Origin of the sequence: Mesorhizobium sp. IMUNJ 23033, from assembly GCF_044778005.1 — a bacterium.
Taxonomy (GTDB): Bacteria; Pseudomonadota; Alphaproteobacteria; order Rhizobiales; family Rhizobiaceae; genus Mesorhizobium; species Mesorhizobium amorphae_A.
The window spans coordinates 227,823-254,099 of record NZ_JBJACT010000004.1; the positions used below are offsets into that span (position 1 = coordinate 227,823).

General features: G+C 63.8%; 31 protein-coding genes and 1 tRNA gene. 17 read left to right on the top strand and 15 right to left on the bottom strand.

Annotation, left to right across the window (positions count from 1 at the left end; genetic code table 11):
• Position 1 precedes the first annotated feature (1 nt).
• Entirely contained in the window at positions 2-385 is a 384-nt protein-coding gene (locus ACFX5Q_RS06315; protein WP_404276221.1) for a hypothetical protein, read from the top strand.
• Positions 386-427: 42 nt separating this feature from the next.
• Here the strand turns inward: ACFX5Q_RS06315 and ACFX5Q_RS06320 are convergent, their stop codons facing one another.
• Positions 428-1,021: a transglutaminase-like cysteine peptidase gene (locus ACFX5Q_RS06320; RefSeq protein ID WP_404276223.1), complete on the bottom strand. Its 594-nt coding sequence runs from the start codon at positions 1,019-1,021 to the stop codon at positions 428-430.
• A gap of 217 nt (positions 1,022-1,238) precedes the next feature.
• Positions 1,239-2,843: an alpha/beta fold hydrolase gene (locus ACFX5Q_RS06325; RefSeq protein ID WP_404276224.1), complete on the bottom strand. Its 1,605-nt coding sequence runs from the start codon at positions 2,841-2,843 to the stop codon at positions 1,239-1,241.
• 487 nt (positions 2,844-3,330) lie between these two features.
• Here ACFX5Q_RS06325 and ACFX5Q_RS06330 point away from each other — a divergent pair, with 487 nt between their 5' ends.
• From ACFX5Q_RS06330 to ACFX5Q_RS06370, 9 genes are all read left to right on the top strand, one after another.
• Positions 3,331-3,804 carry a class I SAM-dependent methyltransferase gene (locus tag ACFX5Q_RS06330; RefSeq protein ID WP_404276471.1) on the top strand — a complete coding sequence of 158 codons (474 nt, stop codon included), beginning with the start codon at positions 3,331-3,333 and terminating at the stop codon, positions 3,802-3,804.
• Positions 3,747-4,028, top strand: a complete 282-nt coding sequence (locus ACFX5Q_RS06335) for a hypothetical protein (RefSeq protein ID WP_404276225.1) — start codon at positions 3,747-3,749, stop codon at positions 4,026-4,028. The genes ACFX5Q_RS06330 and ACFX5Q_RS06335 overlap by 58 nt, the downstream gene beginning before the upstream one ends.
• 322 nt (positions 4,029-4,350) lie before the next feature.
• Positions 4,351-4,620, top strand: coding sequence for a hypothetical protein (locus ACFX5Q_RS06340; RefSeq protein ID WP_404276226.1), 270 nt, complete (start codon positions 4,351-4,353; stop codon positions 4,618-4,620).
• 92 nt (positions 4,621-4,712) lie between these two features.
• A complete protein-coding gene (locus ACFX5Q_RS06345) occupies positions 4,713-5,624 on the top strand; it encodes an SDR family oxidoreductase (protein WP_404276227.1) in 912 nt (303 codons plus the stop codon).
• Between the two features lie 2 nt (positions 5,625-5,626).
• The gene (locus tag ACFX5Q_RS06350; protein ID WP_404276473.1) at positions 5,627-6,217 is read left to right on the top strand and encodes a DUF924 family protein; all 591 of its coding nucleotides are present in this window, start codon (positions 5,627-5,629) and stop codon (positions 6,215-6,217) included.
• Positions 6,218-6,302: 85 nt separating this feature from the next.
• Positions 6,303-6,872 (top strand): rod-binding protein, encoded by a 570-nt coding sequence (locus tag ACFX5Q_RS06355; RefSeq protein ID WP_404276229.1) that lies wholly within the window; start codon positions 6,303-6,305, stop codon positions 6,870-6,872.
• Between the two features lie 8 nt (positions 6,873-6,880).
• Positions 6,881-7,303, top strand: a complete 423-nt coding sequence (locus ACFX5Q_RS06360) for a hypothetical protein (protein ID WP_404276231.1) — start codon at positions 6,881-6,883, stop codon at positions 7,301-7,303.
• Positions 7,304-7,382: 79 nt separating this feature from the next.
• Positions 7,383-7,907, top strand: a complete 525-nt coding sequence (locus ACFX5Q_RS06365) for a hypothetical protein (RefSeq protein ID WP_006199421.1) — start codon at positions 7,383-7,385, stop codon at positions 7,905-7,907.
• Between the two features lie 168 nt (positions 7,908-8,075).
• Positions 8,076-8,360: an SCP2 sterol-binding domain-containing protein gene (locus tag ACFX5Q_RS06370; RefSeq protein ID WP_120014974.1), complete on the top strand. Its 285-nt coding sequence runs from the start codon at positions 8,076-8,078 to the stop codon at positions 8,358-8,360.
• Positions 8,361-8,428: 68 nt separating this feature from the next.
• On the opposite strand, the gene ACFX5Q_RS06375 is transcribed toward ACFX5Q_RS06370, so the two are convergent.
• Entirely contained in the window at positions 8,429-8,998 is a 570-nt protein-coding gene (locus ACFX5Q_RS06375) for a GNAT family N-acetyltransferase (RefSeq protein WP_404276234.1), read from the bottom strand.
• A 97-nt stretch (positions 8,999-9,095) separates the two neighbouring features.
• Positions 9,096-10,229, bottom strand: a complete 1,134-nt coding sequence (gene odc2, locus ACFX5Q_RS06380; protein ID WP_192177854.1) for an ornithine/lysine decarboxylase — start codon at positions 10,227-10,229, stop codon at positions 9,096-9,098.
• A 541-nt stretch (positions 10,230-10,770) separates the two neighbouring features.
• On the opposite strand from odc2, the gene ACFX5Q_RS06385 reads away from it, so the two are divergent.
• The 4 genes from ACFX5Q_RS06385 (at position 10,771) to ACFX5Q_RS06400 (ending at position 14,816) form a co-directional block, all read left to right on the top strand.
• The gene (locus tag ACFX5Q_RS06385) at positions 10,771-11,970 is read left to right on the top strand and encodes an amidase (protein WP_404276236.1); all 1,200 of its coding nucleotides are present in this window, start codon (positions 10,771-10,773) and stop codon (positions 11,968-11,970) included.
• A 3-nt stretch (positions 11,971-11,973) separates the two neighbouring features.
• Complete coding sequence (locus ACFX5Q_RS06390; RefSeq protein WP_404276238.1) at positions 11,974-12,873, top strand: LysR family transcriptional regulator; 900 nt, start codon at positions 11,974-11,976, stop codon at positions 12,871-12,873.
• Positions 12,874-12,960: 87 nt separating this feature from the next.
• Complete coding sequence (locus ACFX5Q_RS06395) at positions 12,961-13,629, top strand: DUF1007 family protein (RefSeq protein ID WP_404276240.1); 669 nt, start codon at positions 12,961-12,963, stop codon at positions 13,627-13,629.
• A gap of 8 nt (positions 13,630-13,637) precedes the next feature.
• A complete protein-coding gene (locus ACFX5Q_RS06400) occupies positions 13,638-14,816 on the top strand; it encodes a nickel/cobalt transporter (RefSeq protein ID WP_404276475.1) in 1,179 nt (392 codons plus the stop codon).
• Positions 14,817-14,835: 19 nt separating this feature from the next.
• On the opposite strand, the gene denD is transcribed toward ACFX5Q_RS06400, so the two are convergent.
• From denD to ACFX5Q_RS06420, 4 genes are all read right to left on the bottom strand, one after another.
• Positions 14,836-15,813 (bottom strand): D-erythronate dehydrogenase, encoded by a 978-nt coding sequence (gene denD, locus ACFX5Q_RS06405; protein ID WP_404276241.1) that lies wholly within the window; start codon positions 15,811-15,813, stop codon positions 14,836-14,838.
• Positions 15,814-15,816: 3 nt separating this feature from the next.
• Positions 15,817-16,023: a hypothetical protein gene (locus ACFX5Q_RS06410; RefSeq protein WP_404276243.1), complete on the bottom strand. Its 207-nt coding sequence runs from the start codon at positions 16,021-16,023 to the stop codon at positions 15,817-15,819.
• Between the two features lie 60 nt (positions 16,024-16,083).
• Positions 16,084-17,070: a cation diffusion facilitator family transporter gene (locus tag ACFX5Q_RS06415; protein WP_404276245.1), complete on the bottom strand. Its 987-nt coding sequence runs from the start codon at positions 17,068-17,070 to the stop codon at positions 16,084-16,086.
• Between the two features lie 116 nt (positions 17,071-17,186).
• On the bottom strand, positions 17,187-17,873 hold the full coding sequence (locus ACFX5Q_RS06420; protein WP_404276247.1) for a GNAT family N-acetyltransferase: 687 nt from the start codon (positions 17,871-17,873) through the stop codon (positions 17,187-17,189).
• A gap of 83 nt (positions 17,874-17,956) precedes the next feature.
• Here ACFX5Q_RS06420 and ACFX5Q_RS06425 point away from each other — a divergent pair, with 83 nt between their 5' ends.
• A complete protein-coding gene (locus ACFX5Q_RS06425) occupies positions 17,957-19,141 on the top strand; it encodes a pyridoxal phosphate-dependent aminotransferase (protein ID WP_404276249.1) in 1,185 nt (394 codons plus the stop codon).
• A 12-nt stretch (positions 19,142-19,153) separates the two neighbouring features.
• Here the strand turns inward: ACFX5Q_RS06425 and ACFX5Q_RS06430 are convergent, their stop codons facing one another.
• Both ACFX5Q_RS06430 and ACFX5Q_RS06435 read right to left on the bottom strand, forming a co-directional pair.
• On the bottom strand, positions 19,154-19,915 hold the full coding sequence (locus tag ACFX5Q_RS06430; protein ID WP_404276251.1) for an SDR family oxidoreductase: 762 nt from the start codon (positions 19,913-19,915) through the stop codon (positions 19,154-19,156).
• A 242-nt stretch (positions 19,916-20,157) separates the two neighbouring features.
• Complete coding sequence (locus ACFX5Q_RS06435; RefSeq protein WP_404276253.1) at positions 20,158-20,889, bottom strand: tellurite resistance TerB family protein; 732 nt, start codon at positions 20,887-20,889, stop codon at positions 20,158-20,160.
• A 194-nt stretch (positions 20,890-21,083) separates the two neighbouring features.
• On the opposite strand from ACFX5Q_RS06435, the gene ACFX5Q_RS06440 reads away from it, so the two are divergent.
• Positions 21,084-21,449 carry a YybH family protein gene (locus ACFX5Q_RS06440; protein ID WP_404276254.1) on the top strand — a complete coding sequence of 122 codons (366 nt, stop codon included), beginning with the start codon at positions 21,084-21,086 and terminating at the stop codon, positions 21,447-21,449.
• Here ACFX5Q_RS06440 and ACFX5Q_RS06445 read toward each other — a convergent pair.
• Both ACFX5Q_RS06445 and ACFX5Q_RS06450 read right to left on the bottom strand, forming a co-directional pair.
• Complete coding sequence (locus ACFX5Q_RS06445; RefSeq protein WP_404276256.1) at positions 21,446-21,868, bottom strand: nuclear transport factor 2 family protein; 423 nt, start codon at positions 21,866-21,868, stop codon at positions 21,446-21,448. The two genes, ACFX5Q_RS06440 and ACFX5Q_RS06445, sit on opposite strands and share 4 nt — an antisense overlap.
• Positions 21,869-22,023: 155 nt before the next feature.
• A complete protein-coding gene (locus tag ACFX5Q_RS06450) occupies positions 22,024-22,953 on the bottom strand; it encodes a rhodanese-related sulfurtransferase (protein ID WP_404276258.1) in 930 nt (309 codons plus the stop codon).
• Positions 22,954-23,124: 171 nt separating this feature from the next.
• Here ACFX5Q_RS06450 and ACFX5Q_RS06455 point away from each other — a divergent pair, with 171 nt between their 5' ends.
• Positions 23,125-23,763: a 2-dehydro-3-deoxy-phosphogluconate aldolase gene (locus ACFX5Q_RS06455; RefSeq protein WP_404276259.1), complete on the top strand. Its 639-nt coding sequence runs from the start codon at positions 23,125-23,127 to the stop codon at positions 23,761-23,763.
• A gap of 77 nt (positions 23,764-23,840) precedes the next feature.
• Here ACFX5Q_RS06455 and ACFX5Q_RS06460 read toward each other — a convergent pair whose 3' ends face one another.
• From ACFX5Q_RS06460 to ACFX5Q_RS06470, 3 genes are all read right to left on the bottom strand, one after another.
• Positions 23,841-24,017 carry a hypothetical protein gene (locus tag ACFX5Q_RS06460; RefSeq protein ID WP_404276260.1) on the bottom strand — a complete coding sequence of 59 codons (177 nt, stop codon included), beginning with the start codon at positions 24,015-24,017 and terminating at the stop codon, positions 23,841-23,843.
• A 135-nt stretch (positions 24,018-24,152) separates the two neighbouring features.
• Positions 24,153-24,226: transfer RNA gene (locus tag ACFX5Q_RS06465), tRNA-Gln, on the bottom strand.
• Between the two features lie 149 nt (positions 24,227-24,375).
• Positions 24,376-26,232, bottom strand: coding sequence for a DUF882 domain-containing protein (locus ACFX5Q_RS06470; protein WP_404276261.1), 1,857 nt, complete (start codon positions 26,230-26,232; stop codon positions 24,376-24,378).
• Positions 26,233-26,277: the final 45 nt, after the last annotated feature.

Below are 26,277 nucleotides of genomic sequence, written 5' to 3' on the forward strand. Positions count from 1 at the left end.
GATGACCACGCGCAAGGACCGCCTCAGGAAGCTGGTCAAGGTGCAGGAGCAGCTGAAGGCGCTGCACGAAACCCGTCACGCGACATTCCTGACAACCGCCGCGGCCGCCGAAGCCGAAGCCAGGGAACTGGTCGAACGTTTCGACGCCGACCGGTCGCTCGCCGGCCTGTTTCCCGACCTCTACCATCGCCGCATCGCCAATGCGCTGGTTCGCCAGGAGGCGAACCAGGAAAGCGCCAGGCAGGAGGCCGCGCTGATCGCCACGGCGACCGCGCGCACCAACATGGTCGAGCGTGCCTACAAGGACGTGCGCCGCCGCGACGAGCGCGAACGCTCCGACCGCGAGCGTCTCGACCTGATCGCCCAGAAGCGGGGACACGAGTAGCTGCGGAATTCTGCGTGGGGCTGAACTTCGAGCTGAGAAGCCTCAGCCGCCCGTCGCGGTCGTCTGGATAGGCTTGGCGCCGCCGATCCGCTCCCAGCGTTTGCCATTCCCCTGCGCCTGTCGGGCGAAGTAGCTGTAGGGAGTGCTGGACCAGTCACGGACGGAGTTCGTGAGATTGTCGAGCACCAGGTCGCCCTCGCTGGTGCGCACGGTCAGCACCGTGTGCCCATCGCCGCCATAGCTTGCCACAGTCAACAGGAGCGCCGAGGCCGGCCAGCCGCGCCTCATCAGTTCAAGCTTCTTCAGGATCGCAATATCCTCGCAATCGCCAGAGACGGTCGGCAAGCGCCAGTCGTCGTCCTTGCCGACAGCGACACGATCGCTGAGCTCCGTGATGCGTGAATTGACCGATCGGTTCACCTGCTTCAATTCCGAGCTGAGCTTGGGCTGCAGGGCGACGACCTTCTTTCCGCCGGCCGTGCTGCACAGGCTGGGTTGTCGGCTACAGAACGAATAGAAGGCGGGCGGCGCGAACGCCTTGCCCTTGGTTTCCATGGTCGTCCCTGCCTGCGCAGCAAACGGGCAGGCAAACGACAGCAAAAATGCGATCAGCGCGACATCGCGTTTCACAATCAACGTCTCCGGTGCATGGATTTGAGGATGAGCGGGGCGGGTTAATGAGCGGTTTCTAAACTGCTCAATTTGGTCCCAAACGAGGCAGTCTCGTTAACAGATTAATACTTTCTAAAATAAGACTTGAGGTTATCGGCAGACAGCCAGCGTACTTCCAGAAAGAGGCCGCAAGGGGCACGCGGAAATCGGACCTGCCCAATCTGCTCTGAAATTGACCTTCTTATGCTGTATTTGTCTCTGCGAGGAACCGCTGGACCTCGTCCATGAATACCGGCCAGGCGGGTTCGTGGCCTAAGATGATGTGGCTTCGGCTCTCCAGCACGACGAAGCGGGCATTCGGAATGCCGATGGCAAGTTCCCGGCCTTGATCGAGCGATATGCGTTGATCGTGTCGGGCGTGCAGCACCAGGGTTGGCACGTGCAGCTGCGCCAACTGGTAGCGCACGTCGATATCGCCGAATGCATCTTGGAACCGGACGGCATTGTCCGGCGAGGTGGTCTGCCGTTGGAATTCGTCGAACCAGGCAAGTTCGTCGGGTGTGCCGTCCGGCATGAAAGTCTGCGAGAAGATGTGGCGATATGCGGGATTGTTGGTGCCCCAACCGAGCTTGGTCAAGGTCATCACCGCCTGGCGCCGCTCCTGCTCTTCTGCCGTGCAGCCGATGCGCCAGCCTGCCGCGTAGCCGCCAATCAGTACAAGCGCGGACACCCGCTCGGGATGTCGCAGGGCATAGGCGATCGACACCGCGCAGCCTTGCGACATGCCGAGCAGCGGGAAACGCTCCAGCCGCAGCGCGTCGACAACGGTTTCGAGGTCGCGCACGAACGCCTCGAAGCTGATGTCGTCCACTTCCCAGTCGGAAAGACCGTTGCCGCGTTCATCGTAGCGGACAAACGTGCGTCCCTCGGCCAGCGCCTGAAAAGTCTTGCTCCAAATCGGACTCTGCCAGTCGAGTTCAAGGTGATTGAGCCAGTTGGCGGCCTTGACCAGTGGCGGTCCCGTGCCCACGGTCGCGTAGGCGATACGCACTCCATCTGCCGACTGACAAAAACCGATCGACTGGCGCTTCAGGAGGCTGGGCACCATTGTTGCCGTCTCGGCCGCGGAGGGTGGGGGCCCCACTTCCGACAGATCGTCTACCGGCGCTAACCCGGTGTCCTTGGCCATGCGCCGGTAGTTGCTCACCACCCCGGCGGCTTCGTCGCCGCGACCGAGCCGCTTGAGCGTTCGAACCAGGATGCCGGCGGCCTGTTCCGAAGTCGGGTCCGCGCTTTGCCACTGGCGCAGCCATTTGACTGCGTCGCGGTCGCTGGTTTCGGGGTGAAGCGTGATGCGCTCCAGCACACCGAGACGGAGTTGCAGCGCCTCCTCGCGCTCGGCCGCGAGCCAGGCCTGGTAGGCGTCAAGCTGCGGCAGATCGAGCCCGTCGAGCAAAGGCAGCGCCAGAAGCTTCCCCAATTCGTGCAGTTCATCGAGTGTGGCGGGCGGTGAGGAAGCCTGCAGTCGCTGGACGATTTCAAGATAGTCCACCGTCGCCGAATCCCGGATCAAGGAAACGCGTTCACGATCGGCGCTCAACCGCTCGGAGCCGGGCACGTCAACCAGGGCACGGATCTTGCTCAGTGCCCATCTCAGCGATCCGCGCGGATCGTCAGGCAGCTCCCAAAAAATCTCGCACAATCGCTCGCGCCGGTGCGGGCGACCGGTCAGCACCAGATAGGCCAGCAGCGCGCGCGTCTTCTTGGACGGCGGCAGGTCGAGCTGGCGTCCGTCCGACACAATGCGCAATTCACCCAGAAGGCAGATCTGAATGTGCGATGACATTACGCCCCGGCTGCGTTCCCCCGCTCCCCGGTCGCTTTCAACGCAAAATACCACATTTGCGGCGTTTCTTACCACGCTCGCTACCACGCTCGCTTAAACGCAGCTCCCTGATCCTGCGACCACGTTGATCGCGTTAGATCGTCGGCGGGATTTTGTTCCCGTGCCGTTGCGGGGCGGCAGATATCAAAGCAACTCAGACCCGGTACCGGCCCAGACATGTTGGGCGAGGTGGAGCATGAGACTCCAACCGGTCTTACGGATTCGAACGATTCTCGACAGCCCCCAGCAGGAAACCGGTTTTTGAGGAGACGGGGCAGTGAACACCAGCTTTGTCGAACGCCGGCCAAACGGCCGGACCGAAACCCTTGATACCAGACAGTATACGCTCGGCTATTCCGAAGGCGAATTCAAACGGCTGCAGCTGCAGGGCGACTTCGTGCGTGACCTGACAGAGGATGTGCTGCGCCGAGACGGACTGAAGCAAGGCATGCACGTGCTCGACCTGGGCTGCGGCGTTGGCGACGTTTCTCTGCTTGCCGGGCAACTGGTTGGCCCGAGCGGGTCGGTGCTGGGCATCGACCGGTCGCAGGATGCGGTCGAAACGGCAGAGCGTCGTGCCGTCGCAGCGGGACAATGCTACTGGGTGCGCTTTGCCTCGGCCGATTTTGCCAGCTTCGTTCCGGAGAGAAAGTTCGACGCCATCATCGGGCGGCTTATCCTGATGTATCTGCCCGAACCAGCCGAGACGCTGCGCCGTCTGGCAGGGTTCTTGCGCCCGGGCGGCATCGTCGCCTTCCAGGAGATGTCGATGCCTACGCACGAAGCGTCCCCACAACACCGCTCTTCACACAGGTGCTCGGCTGGATCGTTCGGGCCTTCGCGCGAACCGGTTTTGAGACCGACATGGGCGGAAAGCTGTTTTCGACCTATCTCGCTGCCGGCTTGCCCGTCCCGCAGATGATCTCCGGCGCCCGCGTCGAAGGCGGCGGGGAATCGCTTGGCTATGAATACATCGCGCAGACCGTCAGAAGCCTCATTCCAGCGATGGAGCGGACAGGCATCACCACGGCCGCGGAGATCGGCATCGACGACCTTGCCGACCGGCTGCGCGAGGAAGCTGTCGCACATGGAGCCTGCATCATGTTTCCGCCCATGATCGGCGCCTGGACCTGCTCGCAACAGTGAGGATCCGAGGCATTCACTTTACGACGCAACGGTAATCGGGAACCGCCATTCCCCACAGGCCGCATTGACGTAGCCGAATGGTTCGGCCGCGACCTTGGAAGAAGGACCAGAGTTCTCGATGATTCCGGCTGCCGTAAGCAGCCTCACGAACAGCGCACGACCAAACCCAAGACGATCGTACGCTGAACAACCTGCCGCCGCGCGTCCAGAAGGATGACGGCTGGGAGGTTTTGCTAAGTGCCTGAAAAGACGGCCATATCAACGCAGTGCAAGGCAAAGCGCGGGCCGCCAATTGTTAAACTCTTAACGATGGAGAATTGAAATGAAGAAGATCATTCTTGCCGCTGTTGCGCTCCTGTCTGCCTCCGGCATGGCTTTCGCCGGCAGCGACCACTATGGCTCGCACTTCATCCCGGGCCCCGACAGCTATCCGGTCACCGGCCACTCTTCGATGGCGTCCGACAACGGCTACTCGATCGACCCGAACAGCACGAAGAGCATCGGCACGAACGATGGCGAAAAGGCGCAAGGTGGAAATTCGGCTTTCGATAAGCCCGCGCCGGGTTATGGCCAGGGAATCTGGGGCCGTTGATGGCGAGATCGACCATCACGGTCGACATCCGACGTCCAAGCGGCGGGCTCACCCGCCGCTTGGAATCACCTCGCGACCGAGGAGCAAACTTAATGTCTGATTTCCCCAGTTCAGTTCTGGTCGCCTGCGCCGGCGGCGCCCAGGGATCAGCCATCGTGCAAGCCTGCCGCGCGGCGGGCGCGACCGTGCGCCTTCTCTTGCGCAAAGGCTCGCCCGACCCGTTTGGTGACGGCGTCAACATCGTGCGCGGCGACCTTGCCGATGCCGACCGTGTCGGCCTCGCCTGCCTTGGAGTCGATGCGGTGGCGCTGACGCTGCCGCTCGATGCCGGCCCCAAGGAAATTCTCCGCTACGGTCGCAACATGATCGACGCGGCGCTGGCGGCAGACGTCAAGCTTCTGGTGTTTAACGCCAGCGGTCATGTTTCCAGGCATTCCGGCACGGCGCTGATGGAGGCCAAGGTCGAACTCATCGACCGTTTGAAGGCTTCCGGTCTGCCGTCGATCGTCCTCAAGCCGACGCTCTACATGAGCAATATCGCCGCGCCCTGGAGCGCGCCTGCGATCGTTCACCGTGGCGTGTTCGCCTATCCGCTGCCGTCGGACTTTCGAACCTCCTGGATCTCATCGGAAGACATGGCGGCCTATGTGGTCGAGGCAATGCGCCGGCCGGAGCTTGCCGGCGCGAGTTTAGACATTGGTGGCCCCGAGGCACTCACCGGACAGCAGATTGGCGATGTTCTGTCCGACATTGTCGGCCGCCAGGTCCAGTACTATCCGGTACCGCTGGCGGACTTTGCCACGGGCCTCACCGCGATGCTGGGCAAGGAAGCGGCCGAACAGGTCGCCGCCAATTACGCCTGGGTGCACCGGCAGCGCTCGATACTGTTCGCCGTCGATCTCGCCGACACGATCGGCATGCTGGCGATCAAACCAACCTCGTTCGCCGACTGGGCAAAGGCTCAGGACTGGCCGGCGCTGGCCGGCACCGAGAGGGCGGCATGACCATGGCAGCGATCCTGATCCAGGACCGGGCCGGTTCATCCGCGCTCGAAAATGTGCCTCACGAAGCCGCCGAAGTCATCGACTTCTGGTGGCTGGTGGGACCCACCGCGTGGTTCGCCAAGGACACGGAGTTCGACCGCGTCTTTCGCGACCGCTTCCTGCCGCTGCACGAGGCGGCGGCACGCGGCGACTGCGACGGCTCGGCGGCAACACCATACGGCGCCCTGGCGCTGCTGGTGCTGCTCGACCAGTTCCCACGCAATGCCTTTCGCGGCACGCCGCGCATGTATGCGACCGACGAGAAGGCTCGCCGCATCGCGGCCGACGCCATCGATGCGGGTTTCGAGCACGAGGTGCACCCGACCTGGCAGCTGTTCTTGAGGCTGCCCTTCGCCCATTCCGAGAGCCTTGCCGACCAAGACCGCTCGGTGGCGCTGGCCAGCGAGACCGGCGGACCAAACCTGGAGCGCGCCGAACACCACCGCGACATCATCAGGCGGTTCGGACGCTTCCCGCATCGCAACCCGATTCTCGGCCGCGCCATGCGGCCGGAGGAGCAATGCTTTCTCGATGAAGGCGGTTTCGCCGGCTGACAAAGGCATCGGCTCTCCTCGCAAGCCTGCCGCAAGCTTGTTGGGGCATTGTCTTGACACGAAAACGGGCAAAAGGCGGACCTTCTTGGCCATTTCTCCACCCAGCGACATCGTTCTGGATGTTGCCCGCGCAGTCGAACCGGCGGACATCGAAGCCGCCCGCGCCGCGCTGACAAAGCGGGCCGGCGGTGTTTCTGGGACCTTTTCGGTCGATACCGCCGCTTCGGCTGATGCCGGCTCGATCCTGTCGCGCAGCACGGCTGACGCAACCGGGGCGGCCAACCCGGAGAAAAAATTCCAGCGCTTCGAGGCGATGGTGCTGCAGACCTTCATCCAGAACATGATGCCCAAGGACACCGAGGGCGTTTACGGCAAGGGGCTGGCCGGCGACATGTGGAAATCGCAGCTCGCCGAGCACATGGCCGATGTCATGGCCGCGCGCGGCGGCATCGGCATCGCCAAATCGCTGCTCGCTGACCACTACATGGACGGCAAGCGCATGGTGCCCGTCGGCCCCGTTTCGGGCGGCCCCGACAAGGCCGAGATCGACCAGCAGACCCGGCTGTCGACCTCCATGGTCCAGGAACTGCAGCGCCAGGCCGCGCGGTCGATGACCGGCGATGAGACAACCATAAAAACAGATAAAGAGATCTAGGGACCTACATGGCCGACAAATCGGACTTCTCCAATCTGCCTGCCCGCACGGTCGCGCCTGACGCGCCGATCGCCTTCGCGCGCCCCGGAAACCTTGCCGCCATCATCGGCCGCATCGAGGAAGCGGTCGAAGAGGAGACGGCGGGCATCCGCACCGGCACCGGTTTCGACCTCAAGGCGTCGAACGCCCGCAAGAGCCGCTACCTCTATGAGCTGACCCGCGCCATCAAGGGCGGCAACGAGATCGAATTCCTGGAGCAGCACCGCGAGGGGTTGACGCGGCTGCGCCAGAAACTGGCGCGCAACGAGGCCGCGATCCTCGCTCATCTCAACGCCGTCAACGAGGTCGCCGGTCTTTTGAAGAACGCCATCCAGCGCGCCGAAGCCGACGGCACCTATTCGGCCGGCGAATTCGGCTGGGCAAGAGCGTGATCCCGAACCGCAGGACCGCGTCAGCGAAAAGTGGGACCCGGTTTTCGGACAAGATCATGCTCAAACAAGAAAAAAAGACATGATCAAATTCATCGCCGCCGCGATCTGGATCTGCGCCGCCACGCTCGGCGCGGTGTTCTATTCGTTCCAGGCAGCCGGCGAAAATGGCGTCGGCGAGACGCCCAAGCCGATGCTGGGCGGTCTCGATTACGTCAAGACCGACATGATCTCGGTGCCGCTGATCCGCGATTCCCGGATCGACGGCTATTTTCTAACCAAGCTCGTCTATACGGTCGAACCCGCCGAGATAAAGAAACTGTCGATCCCGGCCGCGGCACTGATGACCGACCAGGTCTATTCCTACCTCTATGCCAATCCGCAGATCGACTTCACCAAGAAGGAAACGATCGATCTCGACGCCTTCCGCAACGCCATCCGCGAAACCGTCAACGCCCGTGTCGGCGTCGAGTTGGTGCATGATGTGTTGGTCGACCAAGTCAACTTCCTGACCAAGGACGAGATCCGCGACAACGCTATGCGCCGGCGCAAAAATGACGATGAGCCAGCGACCACGGAACCGGCCAAGGCAGCCTCGGGACATTGACCTGCAGCAATGCGGATCGGCCACGAGCGCTAGTCTGGTTTCAGGCGAAAGCTCAGACGGCGCCTCACATATCGGCCGAAAACCAAGATGACGCATCCCGGCCGCGTTGACGTAAACGTCAACTCAAAGCTATATGCGCATCAACGCAACCAGACGAGGAGAACAGCCATGGGCGTTCAGGAGATTGCCGACCGGATCAAGTCGCGCGTGGCAAGCGCCGGTTTCGAGCATTCGGTGAAGTTCGACACGGGTAGCGACGGCGTCATCGTCATCGACGGCGCGACCATCTCGACCACCGACGCACCGACCGATTGCACCGTAAAGCTCTCGCTCGACGATCTGGACTCGCTAATTGCAGGCGATCTGAACCCGACCATGGCTTTCATGTCCGGCAAGATCAAGGTCGAAGGCGACATGACGGTCGCCATGGCGCTCAGCCAGCTGCTCGGCTGATCCGCTCCGGATCAAGATAGAACGCCGCCCATCGGGCGGCGTTTTTGCTTGTATCCAGGCTGGAAGCTCTACGCCGCGAACGTGAGCGGCAGCGCCTTCAGCTTGCGCCCCGCCGCCCGTAGCGTGCCCTGCGCGCCGTCAAGCGCGCCTTCCGTCAGTTCCAGCGCCAGCAGCCGGTGCCGCTCATAGGGGCCCGGCATGGTAAGTGCGCCGGTCTTTGCCGCCGAGAAACCGAAGCGCCCATAGTAGGGTGCGTCGCCGACCAACAGGATGGCGCCGTGGCCAAGGCGCGCCGCCTCGGCCACCGCGTGCCGCATCAGCGCCGAGCCGATGCCGGCATTCTTGAGGGCGGGGTCGACGGCGAGCGGGCCGAGCAGCAGCGCTGCCCGACCGCCCTCGCCCAGCCTCACGTCCCAAAGCCGCACGGTGCCGACGACGGCGCCCGAGGCGTCGCGCACGACAAAGGCGAGGCCTTCGGAAGGCCGGCGGCCGCGCCGCAGCTTCTCCGACGACTTTTTCCGCCGCTTCGGCCCCATGGCTCGATCGAGCAAAGCCTCGCGCGCCGCCTCATCGGTGGCGGTTTCGGCGACCATCACAAAGGCCGGCGAGTGGTTCACGATTTCAACTGGCATTTCCATTTCCGCGATCCTTCACGAGCGGAGATCTGTTCCACAGGCGAGCCCGGGCGGGCGACGGGCGCCCACCTGGGATGATCTGAGCGGTTCTTTCGAACCGTCAGATCACGTAGGATCGGAGCGGCTCGAAGCCATTGAAGGCGACCGAAGCGTAGGTCGTCGTGTAGGCGCCGGTGCCTTCGATCAGCACCTCGTCGCCGATGGTCAGCGACAAGGGCAGCGGATACGGCGTCTTCTCGTACATCACGTCGGCCGAATCGCAGGTCGGGCCGGCGAGCACGCAAGGCGCGGTCTCGGTGCCGTCATGCGCGGTGACGATCGGGTAGCGGATCGCCTCGTCCATTGTTTCGGCGAGACCGCCGAACTTGCCGATGTCGAGGAACACCCAGCGCACATTGTCGTTGTCGGCCTTCTTCGAGATCAGCACGACTTCCGACTTGATAACGCCGGCATTGCCGACCATGCCGCGGCCCGGCTCGATGATGGTCTCGGGCAGCGCATTGCCGAAATGCTTGCGCAGCGCCGAAAAGATCGCCTGGCCGTAGGCCTGCGCCACCGGCACGTCCTTCAGGTAGCGGGTCGGGAAACCACCGCCCATATTGACCATCTTCAAGACGATGCCTTCGTCAGCGAGCGTCGCGAACACATGCTTGGCGTCGCCCAGCGCACGATCCCACGCGGTCAGGTCGGTCTGCTGCGAGCCGACATGGAACGACACGCCATAGGCGTCGAGGCCGAGCGTCTTGGCATGGCGCAGCACGTCGACGGCCATTGCCGGCACGCAGCCGAACTTGCGCGACAGCGGCCACTCGGCGCCCTCGCCGTCGGTCAGCACGCGGCAGAACACGCGCGCGCCGGGAGCGACACGGGCGATCTTCTCGACTTCCTCGACGCAGTCGACCGCGAACAGGCGAATGCCGAGCTGGTAGGCGCGTGCGATGTCACGCTCCTTCTTGATGGTGTTGCCGAAGGAGATGCGGTCCGCCGGCGCACCGGCGTCCATCGCCATCTCGACTTCGGCAACGGAAGCGGTGTCGAAGGACGAGCCCATCGCAGCAAGGAGGCGCAGGATTTCCGGCGCCGGGTTTGCTTTCACCGCATAATAGATTTTCGAATCGGGCAACGCCTTCTCGAAGGCGCGGAAATTGTCGCGCACGACATCGAGGTCGACGACGAGGCACGGGCCGTTCGGACGTCGGGTGGCGAGGAAGTCAAGGATGCGCTGGGTAGCCATCGGGGTCTCTCCATCAGCGCCTTGCGGCGCGCAGTAAGGCTGCGGGACGCGGGCCGTCGGCCTCGCGAACACGCGGTGGACAAAGGCGGGACGGAAATCCATGGAACCAGCCGGTGGAGACCCCGGAACCATGAAGCGCCGTCTCGCGGCGGTGAACCTTGGCCTTGCCCGGCCTCGGTTCGCTTTGTCTGCCTTGGCTTGGATGGGAGACCCGTCCGCACTGCCGGCAATGAAGGTGTGCCTCTTCAGTAACCCCGGTCTTTGGACAACCGGCAGAACACCAGAAAGGCCCGCACCGTCGTTGCTTCAAGGTGTCCTCGGTCTGGCGGTTGGCCGCTAAACCGACTGGAGGGGTTAGCTCCAGTTACCTTACCGATTGCCCTCACCATTCGAGGATCGGCGGACACCCACAGGCACGTGCGACTTTGGGCAAGCGCGATATAAGAGCGAAGGGTTTCACAATCAATAAAAATCGTATCCCCTGGTTGTAAAATTTCCGGCACCGAACAATCTACGCATGACCGTATCCGGATATTGAACGATGACAGGCACACACGGCCCGCTCAACGCTTTCCTCGACCTTCGCCAAATGCCGGTGGAGCATGCGCAGTTGGGCCCGCTCGTCGGCCTCAGGCTGGCAGTCAAGGACATCTACGACGTCGCCGGCTACCGCACCGGCTGCGGGAACCCGCGCAAATTCGCCGAGGCCCACGCCGCCTCTCAGACGGCCGAGGCCGTGCAGGTGATTCTCGATGCCGGCGCGCGCTTCATCGGCAAGACCCAGACCGACGAGCTTGCCTTCTCGCTGATGGGCCAGAACGCGCATTTCCCGTTTCCGGTGAACCCGGCCGCGCCCGACCGCGTCACTGGCGGTTCCTCGTCCGGCTCGGCCGCCGCGGTGGCAGGCGGGCTCGCCGATATTGCCGTCGGCTCGGACACCGGCGGCTCCATTCGGGCGCCTGCGAGCTTCTGCGGGCTGATCGGGCTGCGCACCACGCATGGCCGCATCTCACTTGAGGGCGCCATGAAGCTGGCGCCAAGCCTCGACACGTTCGGCTGGTTCGCCGACGACATCGAGACCTACGAGGCGGTCGGCAAACTCCTGCTCGGCCGCGATCCGCATCAGCACGCGCTCAACCGCCCGCTTTCGATCGGCTGGCTGGACGCCTTCGTCGCCGGACCGGCCGAGGCCGCCGAATATGCTGAAATGAAGGCGTGGGCGGCAGCCGTTTTCGGCGAGCCGACGCCGATCGACTACAGCTTCGCCTCTTCCCCCGACGAGCTCTATTGGTGCTTTCGCCGGCTGCAGGCCTACGAGGCCTGGCAGGTGCATGGCGAGTGGATCACGGCTGGAGAGCCTCGCCTTGGTCCCGGCGTCGACGAGCGCTTCGGTTTCGGCCGCGCGGTCGACACCAGAACCGCTGAAGCAGAGACGGCGCGCCGGCTGGTCTTCCGCTCCGAGCTCGCCAGATTGCTTGGCAACCATGGCTTTCTCGTGCTGCCGACGGTTCCCGGCCCGGCACCGCTCGTCAACGGCACGGCCGAGCAGCTCCAGGCCTATCGCGAAAGGGCGCTGCATCTGTTGTGCCTTTCGGGCCTATCCGGTTTTCCGCAGATCACGCTGCCGCTCGGATCGGTGGACGGTGCGCCCTTTGGCCTCTCGCTGCTCGGCCCTTCCGGAAGCGACATTGCCCTGATACGGCTCGGCCGCAAACTTCTCGACGCCGCACGAAAGGCCTGAGCCATGGACACGCTGACCCGCATGCGCGCCTTCATCGACGTGGTCGAGGCCGAAGGCTTTTCGGCGGCCGCGCGCAAGATCGGCCGCTCCAAGGCGCTGCTGTCGAAATATGTGCGCGAACTGGAGGACGAGCTGGGCGCATTGCTGTTGAACCGCACCACGCGGCAGTTCTCGATGACCGAAGCCGGCCATACCTATTACCGGCGCGCCTCGGAGATCGTGCGCGAGGTCGACAGCCTGGCCGATGCGGTGCGCGAATCCTCCGGCGATGTGCGGGGCCGCATCAAGCTTTCGGCGCCGCGCACCTTCGCCGACGCGCCGATCGGCCAATCGCTGATCGACTTTGCCAAACAGCACCCCGACATCGTGCTCGACATCCAGCTCGACGACCGCTTCGTCGACCTGGTCGAGGAGGGCTTCGATCTCGCGGTGCGCATTTCGCGGCTGGAGAATTCCTCGCTCATCGCCAGACGTCTGGCGCCGTTTTCGGTGCGGCTGTGCGCCTCTCCGGAGCTCATCGCCAGGCACGGCATGCCGGCGCGGCCGCAAGACCTTGCCCGAATTCCCTGCATCGTCGACACCAACGGTCGCGGGCTGAACAACTGGCAGTTCAAGGGCGACGGCAGCGACACGGTGAGCGTTTCGGTCTCCGGTCCGGTCGAGGTCAACAGCCCGATGGCAGCACGGGCTGCCGCTGTGTCGGGGCTGGGGTTCACCATACTGCCGGATTTCATCGCCGCGCCCGATCTCGAGAGCGGCCGATTGGTGACCGCGCTGGACGACCGTATCATGTCGGGCGCCGGCATCTTCGCCGTCTATCCGCATCGGCGCTATTTGCCCGCCAAGGTCCGCGTCTTCGTCGATTTCCTGGTGCAATGGTTCAGGGTGCGCGACGCCGCCTGACTGGCCTCGTGCCCGGCGGTCCCAATTTCGCCCCCTTTGTGATAACTCTCGGGTCCACCTCCGAAGTCGATGGAATCGCGACCGAGAATGCAGCTGAAACGGCAGGCAATTTTGATGGCTTCGGCCATGGCGGCGACATTTGCCGCGGTCGAGTCGGCCGCTGCGCACCCCCACGTCTTCGCCGAGGCCCGCCTCGACGTCATCCTCAGCCCAGATCACCAAAGTGTGAAAGCGCTGCGCCATCTCTGGCGCTTCGACGACCTGTTTTCGAGTACGGTGATGATGGAGTTCGACAAGAACTCCGACCTGAAGCTTGACGACAAGGAGCTGAAGGATGTCGCTGACACCGTCCACGCTTCGCTCGCCGAATTCAACTACTTCCAGCTCGTCACCGTCGACGGCAAGGACGTGGCGATGACGCCGCCGCCGCACCTGATGGCCAATTTCGAGAACGATCAATTGATCATCCTGTTCGAGTCCGAGCCGAAGCAGCCGATCAAGCTGTCCGGCAAGATCGACATCGGCGTCTACGACCCGACCTTCTATACGGCAATCGACTTCACCGAGGATTCCAACATCACGGTCGAAGGCCTGCCTTCGACATGCACCAAGAAGGTCGTCCGTCCGGATCCGGACGAGGCCATCGCAGAGAACCAGAAGACCTTGACGGAAGCCTTCTTCAACGATCCGACAGGCACCGACATGAGCAAGATCTTCGCCACCAAGCTCGAACTGAACTGCCCGCCAGAAGGATAGATCCGGTGATGAAACCGTCCCCGCGCCTGGCGCTCGGCCTCGTGGCCGCCGCTCTGCTGATGACGCACTTCCTCGGCTCCGCCCATGCCCAGAGCTCGCTCGGCATCGGCACCAATGACGGCATGGCCCCCACCGCCAGCGGCCCGTTCGCCCACATCCTGATGTGGATCAATCTCAGACAGCAGGAATTCTACCGCGCGCTGGCGACGGCGATGAAAGCGATGCGCCAGGACGGCAGCAAGATGTGGCTGCTGATTGCGCTCTCCTTCGCCTATGGCATTTTCCACGCCGCCGGTCCCGGTCACGGCAAGGCGGTGATCTCGTCCTACATGGTGGCCAACGAAGTGGCGCTGAAGCGCGGAATCCTGCTGTCCTTCGTCTCGGCCCTGCTGCAGGGGTTGACGGCGATCGCCGTCATGCTGCTCGCCTATTTCGTGCTGCGCGGCACCACCGTCTCGATGACCGACGCTGCATGGTTCATGGAGATCATGAGCTTTGTCTTCGTCACCTTGTTCGGTGCCTGGCTGCTGTGGCGCAAGCTCGGTCCCACCGTCCTGCGCCTGTTCGGCGCCGGCCCGGCCTACAGTCTCTCGGCTGCTCACGCCCATTCGCATGGTGGCCATTCCCATGCCGCGCATGCGCATTCGGCGCATTCCCATGCGCGTCACGACCGTGATCATACGGACCATGACCATTCGCATGATCACGACCACGGGGCACATGCCCACGATCATCACGACCACGGCGCGCACGATCACCACGATCATGGCGCGCATGCCCATCACGACCACGCGGCGGGCGAGGTCTGCGAGACCTGCGGCCATTCGCATGCGCCCGATCCGTCACTGCTGTCGGGCGATCGTTTCGACTGGCGCACGGCCTGGTCCGCGGTGGCCGCCGTCGGCATCCGCCCCTGCTCCGGCGCGCTGATCGTGCTGAGCTTCGCGCTGCTTAACGGGCTTTGGCTCGGCGGCCTGCTGTCGGTCCTGGCGATGTCGCTCGGCACGGCGATCACGGTCTCGGCGCTGGCGACGCTTGCCGTCACCGCCAAGAACTGGGCCGTCTATTTCGCCGGTGACGGCCGTATGGGCAACCGCATCCACTCGATCGTCGAGATCGGCGGCGCGGCCTTCGTCTTCCTGTTCGGATTGCTGCTGCTGTCGGCAAGCCTGACTGGCGGGGTATAACGCCCGGGCGCCATCAGGCTTAGTTCGCCACCTTGCCGTCGAGCTCATCCTCGATATGAGCGTGGATGATCTCGTCGAAACTCTTTTCGGCTGTAAAGCCAAGCTCCCTCGAACGCCGCGCCTCGAACCGCGTCGGCCAGCCCTTCACGATCGCCCAGATCATTTCGTCGGGTTGCTCGCGGATCAGCTTCACCGCGCCGGCCCCGGCGACGCGCTCGAGCGCCTCGATCTGCTCGCCGACCGTGACGGCGACGCCGGGCATGGTCAGGTTGCGGCGCGGCCCGACGGCGCTGCCGTCGATCCCGGCGGCATGGATCAGGAAGTTCACCGCCGAGCGCGGGCTGGCATGGGTGTGCACGACCGAGCGCGGCACCGGCAGGATCGCCTCCTGACCGCTCAGCGGCTCGCGGATGATGCCGGAGAAGAACCCGGAGGCAGCCTTGTTCGGCTTTCCGGGCCTGACACAGATCGTCGGGAGCCTGATGCCGATGCCATCGAAAAACCCGCGCCTGGAATAGTCGGCAAGCAGCGCCTCGCCAATCAGCTTCTGCGTGCCGTAGGAGGTCAGCGGCGTCGGATGGAATTCGTCCGGGATGATATCCGGGAACGGCGCGCCGAACACGGCGATCGACGAGGTGAAGACAAGGCGCGGCGCGAACGCCGCCAGCCGCACGGCATCGAACAGCGCACGCGTGCCGTCGAGATTGACGCGGTAGCCGAGATCGAAATTGGCCTCCGCCTCGCCCGACACGATGCCGGCAAGATGAAAGATCACGTCGGGACGCGAAGCCACCAGGCTTGCCGTCGCGCCGGGTGCTGCGAGATCGCCGGTATGGATGGAGGTATCGACGCCGTCGATGACGGGCGCCTGCGGCGGCACGATGTCGTGCAGGTCTAGCGCGGTGATCTTCTGCCCGCGCAGCGTCCGGTCCTTCGCCAGCCGGGCAATGAGCTTGCGGCCGACCATGCCTGCCGCTCCGGTGATCAGAATGCGCATTTGTCAGAGACCCTTCTTGCGTTGGCTGCGGCCGCGCAGCCAGAACACGACGAACAACGCCAGCAGGAAGATGGCGGCGACGACGACTGCGAGAACGGTCGAGACGCTGCCGACCGCCAGCATCACCGTTGGCAGCCAATAGGCGGCGAGGCCGAACAGCAGCATGATCCATGCCGCCGCAATCAGTGCATTGCGCGTATCGCGATCCATCACGCGCGCCCGATGCGGCGGAAAATCATGCTCATTGCCAATGTCATGGGATTCCCTGCGTCAGTGATAGTGACCGTGATGCGGCGCCGTACCATGTGCATGATCATGATCATGGTCGTGATCATGCTCGTCATCGGCGCAATGCCCGAATTCCGGTTCGACAGTGGCATGGTTGATGCCGTGCTCGGCCGCAAGCCGTTTCTTGATGGCGCTGACGGCGGTATGGGCATCGACCCCGTCATTGAGGCAGGCGTGCAGCGTCGCCATGTTGGCTGAGCCATCGAGCGACCAGACATGCATGTGATGCACCTCGCGCACGCCCTTCACCGTCCCCTCGATGTCCTTGGCGATGAGATCGCGATCGAGGCTTGCCGGCACGCCTTCGAGCAGGACATGGGCGGCTTCGCGCATCAGCGACCACGCTGTCGACAGGATCAGCAGCGAGACCAGCACCGACAGGATCGGATCGATGGGCGTCCATCCGGTCGCCAGGATGACCAGGGCCGCAACGATGGCCGCCGCCGAGCCGAGCAGGTCGCCCAGCACATGCAGGATGGCGCCGCGCATGTTGAGGCTGTCGCGATCGCCGCCATGCAGCACGAAGAACGAGCCGATGTTCACCAGCAGGCCGGCGATTGCCACCACCAGCATCGGTCCGCCGAGCACCGGCGCCGGCGTCAGCAGGCGGCCCCAGGCCTCGTAGACGATCCACAGTGCGATGGCGAAGATGGCGATGCCGTTGGTGTAGGCGACCAGCGTCTTGACCCGCCCGAAACCATAGGTGAGCCGGACCGTCGCCGGCCGTCCGGCAAGATGGAAGGCATACCAGGCCAGGCCGAGCGCGATCGAATCGGCAAGCATGTGGCCGGCATCCGCCAGCAGCGCCAGCGACCCCGTCAGCAGGCCGCCAAGCGCCTCCGCCACCATGAAGCCAGCCGTCAGGCAGGCGGCGATCAGCACCCGTTTCTTGTCGGTCGAGCCATGCACATGGCCGGCGCCGTGGCTGTGGGCGTGCCCCTGCGAACCATGATCGTGGCTATGAGCCATACATGAAACTCCTGCTAGAGCCTGATCCATCCCGACAAAATCGGGATGGAAGCTCTATCTTCTTGTTTGACCATGATCTTGTCCGAAAACCGGTTTCCACTTTTCGGGATCATGGTTCAGGCGCCGAACTCGGCGCGAAAGTCCTCGAGCCGCCGCTTCTGCTGGCCTTCAGCATCGAAATTGGCCGGATCGAGCCATGCCTCATAGGCTCTGCGCAGATCAGGCCATTCCTTGTCGATGATCGAGTACCACGCGGTATCGCGGTTTTCACCCTTGACCACAAGATGCTGGCGGAAAATGCCCTCGAACTTGAAGCCGAAACGCTCGGCCGCGCGCTTCGACGGTTCGTTGCGGTTGTTGCATTTCCATTCGTAACGGCGATAGCCGAGCTCGTCGAAGATGTACTTCATGAACAGGAACTGCGCTTCGGTCGCCGCCGGCTTGCGCGAGATGATTGGCCCCCAATAGATGTTGCCGATCTCGATGACGCCATAGGCCGGATCGATGCGCATCAGCGTCTGGCGGCCGGCGACCTTGCCGCTGGCCTTGTCGATGACGGTGAAGAACAAGGGGTCTTCACTCGCTTCAACCTTGTCCAGCCATGGCTGGAAGGCGGCGCGGGTTTCCGGCGGATAATCGGGCAGCCAGGCGAAGCGGCCGCCGACGTCAGGCACAGACGACGCTTCGTAGAGGCCGTCGCCATGCTTTGCGGCGCTCAGCGGCTCGAGCCTGACAGTGCGGCCTTCAAGCACCTTGCGTTCGGGCCGCGGACGCGGCTGCCAATTCTTGAGATTATCCGACACGCAAGGCTCCAATCCGTTTGACTTTTGTGACCGGACGCTCACAAAAACGCACGCTGAGTGAAAGAACCACAGGGACGGGAAAAATGCTCCACACGATTTCGGCCTTCGACCGTCTCGGCGAGGAAAATGCCTTCGCGGTGCTCGCGCGCGCAACGGCACTTGCCCATCAAGGCCGCGACATCGTCAATCTCGGCATCGGCCAGCCCGACTTCAAGACGCCGCAGCACATCGTCGATGCAGCGATCAAGGCGCTGCGCGACGGCCACCATGGCTACACGCCGGCCAATGGCCTCTTGGCGACGCGCGAGGCGGTGGTGCGCCGCACGCTGACCACCACCGGCGTCGAGGTGTCGCCCGAGAGCGTGATGATCCTGCCCGGCGGCAAGCCGACCATGTTCGCGGCGATCCTGATGTTCGGCGAACCGGGGACGGAAATCCTCTATCCCGACCCCGGCTTTCCGATCTATCGCTCGATGATCGAGTTCACCGGCGCGGCCCCCATTCCGGTGCCGATCCGCGAGGAGAACGGCTTTGCCTTCTCGGCCGACGAGACGCTGGCGCTGATCACGCCGAAGACCAGGCTTCTGATCCTCAATTCGCCGGCCAACCCGACCGGGGGCGTGACGCCGCGTACCGAGATCGAGAAGCTGGTCAAGGGCTTGGAAGCCCACCCGCATGTCGCCATCCTCTCCGACGAGATCTACGACGTGATGACCTATGACGGCGAGACGCATTGCTCGCTGCTCACCTTCCCCGGGATCCGCGACCGGCTGATCGTTCTGAACGGCTGGTCGAAGACCTGGGCGATGACCGGCTGGCGCATGGGCTGGTCGATCTGGCCGAACGGCGACAAGGGCGCCCATCTCTACGACAAGGTGCGCAAGCTGGCGGTCAATTGCTGGTCCTGCGTCAACGCGCCGAGCCAGTTCGCCGGCATCGCCGCCATCGACGGGCCGCAGGACGACGTCGACAAGATGATGCGCGCCTTCGACAATCGCAGGAAGGTCGTGGTCGAGGGGCTGAATGCCTTGCCCGGCGTTTCTTGCATCACGCCGAAGGGTGCATTCTACGCCTTCCCCAACGTTTCCAAGACCGGCTGGAAGGCCAAGAAACTCGCTTCGGCGCTGCTTGAGGATGCCGGCGTGGCGCTGATCGGCGGTCCCGATTTCGGCATTCTCGGCGAAGGCTATATCAGGCTCTCCTACGCCAATTCGGAAGAGAACATCCTGCGTGCGCTGGAGCGGATCGAGGCGTTCCTGGCGAAGTAGGACTTCAGCCGCTCACCCACGCCCGACGAACGGCATCTTGGTTGCCATCACCGTCATGAACAGCACGTTGGCGTCGAGCGGCAGGGTCGCCATGTGGACGACGGCATCGGCGACGCGCTCGACATCCATCACCGCTTCGGCGGCGATCGAGCCGTTGGCCTGCGGCACGCCGACCGTCATCGCTTGCGCCATGTCGGTGAGCGCATTGCCGATGTCGATCTGGCCGCAGGCGATGTCATAGGGCCTTCCGTCCAGCGCCAGCGTCTTGGTCAGCCCGGTGATGGCATGCTTGGTCGCGGTGTAAGGCACCGAGCCAGGCCGCGGCGCATAGGCCGACACCGAGCCGTTGTTGATGATGCGGCCACCCATCGGCCGCTGCCGGCGCATGGCGCCGAAGGCGGCGCGCGCGCACAGGAACGAGCCGGTGAGATTGACGCCGACGATATCGGTCCACACCTCGACCGGGATCTCGTCGATCAATGTCGACTTGTAGCCCATGCCGGCATTGTTGAAGAGCAGGTCGACACGGCCGAACGCCTCCAACACCGTCTCGAAGAGATCGTCGACCTGGTCGGCCTTGCTGATGTCGCAGGCAACCGCCAGCGCCTTGGCGTCCGTTTTCCCGGCTTCAGCGATCGCCTCCTCCAGCACCGTCTTGCGGCGGCCGCAGAACACCGTGTTCCAGCCCGCCTTGAGCAATGCCGTGGCGACACTTTTGCCGATGCCGGTGCCGGCGCCGGTGACGATGGCGGTTTTCTCTGTGATGGCTGTCATCGCCGTCCTCCCTGATCATGGCTGGAAGAACATGTGCCATCGCAAATGACGGCTCCCATGGCAAGCCGAACCATTCGTGATCGGTTCAACAAAAAGGGCGGTCATTGGCGACCGCCCCTGATCTGAACCGGGCTTGGGAGGAGGAGAAGCCGGTCCGACTGCTTAGAATGATGCGCTTGCTCGGTTAACGAGGCACTAACGCAATGGCGTCCACCTCGGCGGCCAGCAGTGCTCGCCCGAAGCTACCAGCGCGGATTGGGCGAAGTTCCGGCCGGCACCTTCGCCGCCGACACCGTCGCCTCGACATGATCGACCAGCGCGTCCGGCAGGCCGAGACGTCCGGCGAGCAGGTCGAGATAACCGCGTTCGGCGCGCGTGTCGGGATCGATGGTGAGGCGCGAGGCCGTGTAGAGTTCGAGCTTCTGCGCATCGGTCTTGGCGCCGGCGACCAGCGTATCGAGGTCGAGCGGGCTTTCCAGTTCCGTCATCAGGAATTGCTCCGCTTCCGTGCCGATGCCCGACAGGCTGAGCTTGCCGGCGATCTTCTGGCGTTCTTCGTCGTCGACATGGCCGTCGGCTTTCGCCGCCGAGATCATCGCCCGCACCAGCGTCAGCGTGAATTCGTCCTCGCCTTGCGGCGCCTGTGATGGATGGAAAGCGGTGTCGGCGGGCGGCGGCAGCAATTCCGGCTCGCCGGCGGCAGGCGTTTGCGCCGGCGCGTTGCCGGCCTTGTAATTCTGGTAGGCCTTGTAGGCGAGGCCGCCAATGGCGGCCATTCCGCCGAGCTTCACGGCCGTACCGGTGACCTGCCGGCCGGCGCCGGTTCCAAGCAGCACCGCAGCCAGCGCGCCGGCTGCCAGCGGATTGTCCTTGGCCATCTGCACGGCCTGCCCCGCCTTGTCGCGGACGGTGCCGCTTGTGCCGGGGATTTGCGAGCCCAGCAGATCGTCGAGGAGCTTCTTGGGATCGAACATCAGTGCCTCCAGAATTTGCCCGGCCGAACGGGCAGGTTTCGAACGTCGAAGAGGTAGGGCCCGCACATTGACATTACAATGACGGGCGGGCGCTTTGTCGGAAATGCCGGCGGCGGCGCAAATTGAACCCGGTGTCGAAACCGGCTCCGGCTTCGGCTAGTGTTCCGGCCCTGTCGACGAGGGAGGAGTTTGCCGTGACCGTTGAACCAGACCGCGCGCCGGCGCGGGATCCGCAGGATCTGGAGCGCCTGTTGATCGCCCGCCAATGGGTGGGCGACATCGATGGAATGGTGGCGCTGTTCGAACCCAACGCCGTTGTCGACAGCGGCGAAGGTCAGTTGACGCGTGGCCGGGAGGCAATCCGAACGCTCTTCGCGGAGATCACCGCGGCGGGCCGGAAATTCGCCGCCGGAGAGCAGCGCCCCGCCCTCATCAATGGCGACCTGGCGCTCACCTCAACCAAGCTACCTGACGGGAGCATAACCACCGAGGTCGCCCGCCGGCAGGACGACGGCACATGGCTGTGGGTCATCGATCGCTACTCGGTTGTAGCCTTCTAGGTAAGCGCGGACATCGCCGCCAGCGAGTCCATGTAGTCGCGCCAACCCACAATCTTCCGATCTTCAATCGTGACAACCGAGATGAAGCGGTTTTCGTAGAGCTTGCCGGAGCCGACTGCGTTGCCCTGAACTTCGTACTCGAGGATGACGACGCCGGGAGTCTGGGAAATGTTCACCACGAGCGCGTCCGCGCCATGCAACACCATGCCCTCCCCGTAACCCGCATACAGGGCCATGAGGGCTTCACGGCCCACTAGCTTTGTTGGCCAACCACGAAATCGATAGCGAAACTCGAACACCGCATCGGCAGCGATCGTGTCGAAGTAGTGATCACCGTCGACAAGGCCTGCCAGGCCCTGCCTAACGATGTCAAAGAAAGGATCGAGCGCGGAAAACGCAGCATAGGCAGGGTCACGCATCGCTCTACTCCCATGTTCGTAACCCGAGGCGCGCAGCGTATACGGGGCGCCAATCTACCTCCAGAGACATTTCCGCCAGCTGGCATCGGCGCGGCGACGGCATATGGGCCTCCGGTGGTGTCTCTGCCCGGGCACCAAGTCTCAGATTCTAGCCGCTATCCGCCGATATGCGGACCGTCACCACGCGCTTGCGCGAGTTCGACCTGGCGCTGACGCTCGGCATAGCGGGCGCGATCCTCATCCGAGCGCGCGTCGAAGCAATGCGGGCATGAGATGCCGGCGGCATAGCGCGGCGACAGCAGGTCCTCCGCGACCTGCGGATGCCGGCAGGCGCGGCAGAGCTCAGCCTCGCCCTCGGCGAGGCCATGCGATACCGAGACGCGCTCGTCGAAGACGAAGCATTCGCCTTGCCACAGGCTCTCCTCGGCTGGTACCTCTTCGAGGTATTTCAGGATACCGCCCTTGAGGTGGAACACGTCCTCGAAGCCGAGCGACTTCACATAGGCCGTCGCCTTCTCGCAGCGTATGCCGCCGGTGCAGAACATGGCGACCTTGCGGCCTTCCAGCTCTCCCCGGTGCTTCTCGACCCAGGCCGGGAACTCACGAAAACTCGATGTCGCCGGATCGACGGCGCCCTTGAAGGTGCCGATCGACACTTCGTAGGCATTGCGCGTATCGATGACGACGGTGTCGGCGTTCGAGATCAGCGCGTTCCAGTCGGCCGGCGCGACATAGGTGCCGGCACTCGCTGCCGGGTCTATATCCTCAACGCCCATGGTGACGATCTCACGCTTCAGCCGCACCTTCATGCGGTGGAAAGGCATACTGGCGGAGCTGCTGTATTTGACCTCGAGGCCGGCGAGGCCTTCGATCGATTGCAGATGATCGATCAGCGCGGCGATATCGGCCTCGCTACCGGCAACCGTGCCGTTGATGCCCTCATGCGCAAGCAGCAGCGTGCCCTTGATGCCGCGCCCGCAGCAGAAGGCGGCGAGCGGCGCGCGCAGCGCTTCGAAGCCGTCGAGTCGGGCAAAACGGTAGAGCGCGGCGACGCGAACAGGTTGATTGCGGGTGGACCTTGTCATCGCCAAGCCACTAAACTCTGCTGAAAGCCAATTCAAGGCAGAGCGAACGGCACAGCCTTGGGCGTTGCAAGCGGCCCGGTGCGCGTGACATCGCGACACGCCTCGTTTCGTGGACTCGGAATCTGCCTTCTGCTAATCGGTTGAAATCATCGATACCGGAGAGACAAGCGAATGCCCAGCAAGACCGAAAAGCTCCTGTCGCTCCTCAATGGCCAGCCGGTCATCCCGGTGCTGAAGATCGCCGACGTCAAGGACGCCGTGCCGCTGGCACGTGCACTCACCGCAGGCGGCCTGCCGGCAATCGAGATCACGCTCAGGACCGCCGACGCGCTGGAAGCGATCCGCCGCGTGGCCGGCGAAGTCGAGGGCGCCGTCGTCGGCGCCGGCACCATTCTCGATGCCCGTCAGTTCGACGAAGCGGCCAGCGCCGGTTCGAAATTCATCGTCAGCCCCGGCATCACGAACCAGCTTCTGGCGGCGGCAAAGGACAGTGCCGTGCCGCTGCTGCCCGGAGCCATCACGCCCGGCGAGATCATGGCCGCGCGCGAAGCCGGCTTGCGCTTCCTGAAATTCTTCCCGGCCGAACAGTCCGGCGGCATCGCCTCGCTGAAAGCCTTCGCCTCGCCGCTCGCCGACGTGAAATTCTGCCCGACCGGCGGCATCACCGGCAAGAACGCCGCCGAGTATCTAAGCCTGCCCAACGTCATCTGCGTCGGCGGCTCCTGGGTGGCGCCGGACGAATTGGTCAAGGCCGGCAAGTGGGACGAGATCGAAGTCCTGGCGAGTGCGGCAAGCAAGCTCAACCGATAGCGCTCTTCTCCCGAAGGAATGAAAAAACCCGGCCGGCTTTCGCCGACCGGGCCAGGATTTTGCTGCTTTGAACAGGATCAGTGGCAGACTTTGACCTTTTCAACGACCTTGTGGTGATGCACCCAGTGCGTGACCAGTTTGGTCCTGCAGTGATGCTTGCCGGTCTTGATGATCACCGTTTCGGCCTGCGTGGGAACGACAGCCGCGGAAACAGCAGCCAGAGCCAGAACTGACGCCAATAGAATGTTCTTCATGAATATCCCCAAAGTTGGAACGCACGCATCCTAACCCGGAAAAGAGCGCGCCGTTCCGCCTTCACGAGAAGTTTAGTCCGCCGTGATCTTGCCGGCTCAGACTTCGGTCGGCCTTGGATGATCGCTGTTGCCGGCTGGTTCCCGCTCATGGGCTCGAACCACGATTCACGCCTTCAAAGGGCGCTGTCCTACCATTAGACGAAGCGGGATGAATGGTGCCTGCTGGTTAGCATCCCGGTGCAACGAAAGCCAGCGTGAGGCCGTGACGTTCTCCCTGTTTGCAACAACAGGCCGCACCCCGAAAAAGCAAAAGTCGCGCCGGTTGCCCGGCGCGGCTTTGGTTGGTTTGATCGATCGGCTACTTGGTCTGGAAGCGGGCGACCGAAAGGAACTTGACCGCGTTGCCGGTGAACCGGTTGGGATCCACCGTCTCGCTGTCCGGCTGGAAGCCGGCCGTATAGACCTCGCTCGGCGGCGTGTGCACGATGTTGTAGGCATAGCGCGGCGCGGTCGTCGGGCTGGAAACGGTAGCGACGTATTCGTTGCTGTTCAGCGCCCAGCGCGCCGCCTGCGGCGCGGCTGCAACCACCACCGCCTTCGGGCCGGGCTTCAGATCGCGGGCGGTGGCCCTGGCTTCCTTGCGCGTCGTCTTCACGCCAGCGCCGATCGCCAGTGCGGGATCGGTACCGGCGGGACGGGCAACAATGGCATCGCGCGGCGATGCCGCATCGACACCGGCCGGATCGTTGAATGCCGAGCGCGGCCCAGAGAGCGAGGCGACCTGATAGTCGCCGCCCGCAGCGGCATCGCTCGTTGCACTGACCCGCTCGAGAACCGCTTTGACCTCATCCTGCCCGACCTGATCCGGCTTGACCTCATCCGGACGCGCGGACGGCAAGACCGAGAACGCATCGGTCGCGGTCGTGTTGTGCTGGGCCGTATCGGCCAGCGCCAGCAGAACATTCTTGTCCTGCGGTGCGAGATCGGCCGGCAGGTCCGGACGCCAGGACGGCAGCGGAATGTTGTTGACCGCAACCTGTGCCGGGTCGGCGGCAGTCGCATTGGCATCGGTTGCATTGGCCGGGTCGGTTATGCCGAACGGAACATTGACCGGCGCATGCGCAGTCGCCACCGTCTGCTCGGTGCTGGCGGTGGTTTCCGCCGTGCCGAATGGAACGTTTTCAGGTGTCTGCGCACCAACGGCGGCCTTCGGACGCGGGGCGAAGTCAGGCAGCGGAATCTCTTTGGCCGGCAGCGCCGCGATGATCGTCTCCGGCGTATCCTGCTGCGGCTCGGGTTCGGCTGCGTTCTCGTCGGCAAGCTGCGGGATGTCGGCGCGCTGCGCATCCTTCGGCGACACGATGGCTATGCCAGGCAAATTGCTCGTCTTGGCGCTCGCCGCCGGCTTTGCGGTCTTCGGTTTGGGCGCGGGCGCCGCGCTCGCCACATCGGCACTGTCGTCGGCCTCGTCGTCGCCGCCGCCAAAGAAGGCAGAAAGGAAGCCACCGGATTTCTTGTAGCTGCCGCCGGCGCTGGCCAGTTCGATGGCGGGAGAGCCGGAGCCCTTGCGCGCCTTGTAGGAGGCCAAGGCCTGCTGATAGCCAGGCAGCGGCTTGCCATCGCTCGGCACATGCAGCGTCTTGCCGTTGGGGAACACGCGCACGAGTTCCTGGCGGCTGATGCCCGGCCAGTGACGCACATTGCCGACATCCATGTGCACGAAGGGCGAGCCCGACGACGGATAATAGCCGACGCCGCCGCCTTGCATCCTCAAGCCAATGTCGCGCAGCTTCTTCAGCGGCACGCCTGGAATGTAGAAGTCCATGGCCTTGCCGAGCATGTGCTGGCTTTTCTCGGCAACGCCCCGGCTGCGGCTGCGCAGCATCGAGTTCGTCGACGGCGAGCGATAGCCGCAGACCACCTGGATATAGTCGGTGGCACCGCTCTGCCGATAGGCCTCCCACACCAGATCGAGCAGGCGCGGGTCCATCTTGGTCGGCTCGTTGCGGCGCCAGTCGCGCAGGATGATGTTGATCTTTCGCAAACCCTCCGGAACGTAGCGGCCATTTCGCTTGTAGACGATTTCGGCCTTTTCGTGCGTATGGAGGTGATAAAGCTTCAGCGAGCGTGTATCGGCGCTTGCGCCGGTCGCGGCTGCGGACAGGAACGAAACAGCAAGGATCACCGCTGCCAGCCATCTCGGCCAGACGCTCATGTGATAGTGCCGCCCGTCTTTGTGTCGTTCGACTTTGTTCAAATC